Source organism: Streptomyces alkaliphilus, from assembly GCF_014141535.1.
Taxonomy (GTDB): Bacteria; Actinomycetota; Actinomycetes; order Streptomycetales; family Streptomycetaceae; genus Streptomyces; species Streptomyces alkaliphilus.
On record NZ_VKHT01000497.1, the window covers coordinates 1 to 3,781 of the forward strand.

At 69.4% G+C, this 3,781-nt stretch carries 2 protein-coding genes; both read right to left on the reverse strand.

Annotated features, from left to right (window positions below):
* Positions 1-320 (reverse strand): GAF domain-containing protein (locus tag FNQ90_RS15580; RefSeq protein ID WP_228471245.1); only part of this gene is annotated, 320 nt, incomplete at its 3' end.
* A 411-nt stretch (positions 321-731) separates the two neighbouring features.
* Positions 732-3,272: an ATP-dependent Clp protease ATP-binding subunit gene (locus FNQ90_RS15585; protein WP_182606935.1), complete on the reverse strand. Its 2,541-nt coding sequence runs from the start codon at positions 3,270-3,272 to the stop codon at positions 732-734.
* Positions 3,273-3,781 lie beyond the last annotated feature (509 nt).

Consider the following 3,781-nt stretch of genomic DNA (forward strand, 5'->3'; position numbering starts at 1 on the left):
TATAAGAGACAGCCCTTGATGGGATACCCCGCCCAGGAACCGATCCGCATCGGCCCCACCGAGGGATGCCCGACGGTACGGGGGTCCCCGGCGGCGTCCTCGACGACGAACGGCTCGCCGTCCAGGCCGACCAGGAAGTAGCAGAAACTCTCCCCCACCGGGCTTCCGCGCTCGGACACCTCCCGGGCGTCCACCCCGACGCACGACTTCCAGAACGAGCGGTGCTCGTCGACCAGGGTGATGAAGGCCCGCTCGCAGCCGGTCACCGCGGCCGCCACCCGGGCCAGGTCGTCGAAGACCCGCTCGGCCTCCGTATCCATCAGGCCCGTCGCCTCCACGGCGGCCAGTCGGGCCGGGTCCGACAGGGCGGCGGGGAGCCCATCGGAACGTATACCGCCGGGATATTCGGAATGTGCTGTTCTCGGGGTCACACCTTTCCCGTCTTCCGCTCGTCCCCGGCTCGGACGGGGAACGGTGCCACGACCGTGGGATCCACGCGCCGTCACGCCGAGGCTTTCAACGCTTTTCCACGGTAACCGACCCCTCCACCCGGTTTGTTCCGCCGGCCTGCCCGCGCGACCCCACCACTCACCCCGACGGGTTCGCCCGGGCTCTCCACCGCCCCTGCGCTCCGGTCCCGTCCCCGCCCCGGAACACGCGTCGGCCCCCGCACGCCTTGCGGCGTGCGGGGGCCGACGTTCACGCGGTGCCGGGAGGGGTCCCGGCCCGGCTCAGGCCTCCTTGGCCAGGTTCGGTCCCTTGGAGAGGTTGGCTCCCCGGGCACCCGCGCCGACCGGCGGGGCGTCCGGCAGGGCCGGCTTCTCCTTGCCGTGGAAGGTGAACTTCGCGTCCTTGCCCTCGCCCTCGGTGCCGACGACCACGATGTGACCGGGTCGAAGCTCACCGAAGAGGATCCGCTCGGAGAGCACGTCCTCGATCTCCCGCTGGATCGTCCGACGCAGCGGCCGGGCACCGAGCACCGGGTCGTAACCCCGCTCGGCCAGCAGGTGCTTGGCGTCCGCGTCCAGCTCCAGGCCCATGTCCCGGTCCCGCAGCCGCTCGTCCACCTGGGCGATCATCAGGTCGACGATCCGGATGATGTCCTCGCGGGTGAGCTGGTGGAAGACCACCGTGTCGTCGACACGGTTCAGGAACTCCGGCCGGAAGTGCTGCTTCAGCTCCTCGTTGACCTTGGCCTTCATCCGCTCGTACCCGGTGGTCACGTCACCGGCGACGGCGAAGCCCATGTTGAAGCCCTTGGAGATGTCCCGGGTGCCGAGGTTCGTGGTCATGATGATGACCGTGTTCTTGAAGTCGACGACCCGGCCCTGGGAGTCGGTCAGGCGCCCGTCCTCCAGGATCTGCAGCAGCGAGTTGAAGATGTCCGGGTGGGCCTTCTCGACCTCGTCGAAGAGGACCACGGAGAACGGCTTGCGGCGCACCTTCTCGGTCAGCTGGCCGCCCTCCTCGTACCCGACGTAGCCGGGCGGGGAGCCGAACAGCCGGGAGACGGTGTGCTTCTCACCGAACTCGGACATGTCGAGCGAGATCAGCGCGTCCTCGTCACCGAAGAGGAACTCCGCCAGCGTCTTGGACAGCTCGGTCTTGCCGACGCCCGAGGGGCCGGCGAAGATGAACGACCCGCCGGGACGCTTGGGGTCCTTCAGCCCGGCACGGGTGCGCCGGATCGCCTGGGAGAGCGCCTTGATGGCGTCCTCCTGGCCGATGACCCGCTTGTGCAGCTCGTCCTCCATGCGCAGCAGGCGGGAGGACTCCTCCTCGGTCAGCTTGAAGACCGGGATGCCGGTGGAAGCGGCGAGGACCTCGGCGATCAGCTCCTCGTCCACCTCGGCGACGACGTCCATGTCGCCGGCCTTCCACTCCTTCTCCCGCTTGTTCTTCGCCTGGAGCAGCTGCTTCTCGTCGTCGCGCAGCGAGGCGGCCTTCTCGAAGTCCTGCGAGTCGATCGCGGACTCCTTCTCGCGCCGGACCTTCGCGATCTTCTCGTCGAACTCGCGCAGGTCCGGCGGCGCGGTCATCCGACGGATGCGCATCCGGGAACCGGCCTCGTCGATCAGGTCGATCGCCTTGTCCGGCAGGAAGCGGTCCGAGATGTACCGGTCGGCCAGCTGCGCGGCGGCCACCAGCGCGGAGTCGGTGATGGAGACCCGGTGGTGGGCCTCGTACCGGTCCCGCAGACCCTTGAGGATCTCGATGGTGTGCGGCAGCGAGGGCTCGGCGACCTGGATGGGCTGGAAGCGGCGCTCGAGAGCGGCGTCCTTCTCCAGGTGCTTGCGGTACTCGTCCAGGGTGGTCGCGCCGATGGTCTGCAGCTCACCGCGGGCCAGCATCGGCTTGAGGATGCTGGCGGCGTCGATGGCGCCCTCCGCGGCACCCGCGCCCACCAGGGTGTGCAGCTCGTCGATGAACAGGATGATGTCCCCGCGGGTGCGGATCTCCTTGAGCACCTTCTTCAGGCGCTCCTCGAAGTCACCGCGGTACCGGGAACCGGCCACCAGCGCGCCCAGGTCCAGGGTGTAGAGGTGCTTGTCCTTGAGGGTCTCGGGCACCTCGCCCTTGACGATGGCCTGCGCGAGGCCCTCGACGACGGCGGTCTTGCCGACGCCGGGCTCACCGATCAGCACGGGGTTGTTCTTGGTGCGGCGGGACAGCACCTGCATGACCCGCTCGATCTCCTTCTCGCGCCCGATGACCGGGTCGAGCTTGGACTCGCGGGCGGCCTGCGTGAGGTTGCGGCCGAACTGGTCCAGCACGAGCGAGGTGGAGGGGGTGCCCTCGGAGGGGGCGCCGGCGGTCGCGGCCTCCTTGCCTCCGGAGTACCCGGACAGCAACTGGATGACCTGCTGACGCACCCGGTTCAGGTCGGCGCCGAGCTTCACGAGAACCTGGGCGGCGACGCCCTCGCCCTCGCGGATCAGGCCGAGCAGGATGTGCTCGGTGCCGATGTAGTTGTGGCCGAGCTGAAGGGCCTCGCGGAGCGACAGCTCCAGGACCTTCTTCGCCCGGGGGGTGAAGGGGATGTGGCCGGACGGGGCCTGCTGCCCCTGACCGATGATCTCCTCGACCTGCTGGCGGACCGCCTCAAGCGAGATCCCGAGGCTCTCCAGGGCCTTAGCGGCGACACCCTCACCCTCGTGGATCAGCCCCAGGAGGATGTGCTCGGTGCCGATGTAGTTGTGGTTGAGCATCCGGGCTTCTTCCTGTGCCAGGACGACAACCCGCCGCGCGCGGTCGGTGAACCTCTCGAACATCGTTAATCGCTCCTCAGAGCGGTCAGGCAGTAAGGGGTCGGTCCCCTCTCTGTCCTTCCGCAGCTTAGTCCCGCGGCCCGGGACCGCTCATTCCAACTGCCGACGCCCGTCCGGATCACCCCCCACCGTCGAGGAGCGCGGCCACTGGCCTCCTGCCCGAACAGCCGACATCCGTTACAACCGGATCCCGGAAGACGTTGTTCCCGCGGGCCGGGCGATTCCACCCGCACCGGCTACGCCGACGGCGAACGCCGGGGCGCGTCCGGACCGGAGGGAACCCCTCGACCGGCGCGGACGCCCCGGCTTCCGGGTGTGTCTCTCTTCCTACCCCTCCAGGCTGACACTCCATGCGGGACGGGGCCGGCACATCCGCTACCGGCGAACGCCGCGTCACCCGGGGGACCGGATCACCAACCCCCGGTGACGCCCGGGCGGGGGCGTACCGCCCCGGTACCGAACGGCTCCCCGACGGATGTCGTCGGGGAGCCGGGAGGCCGCGGATGCGGGGG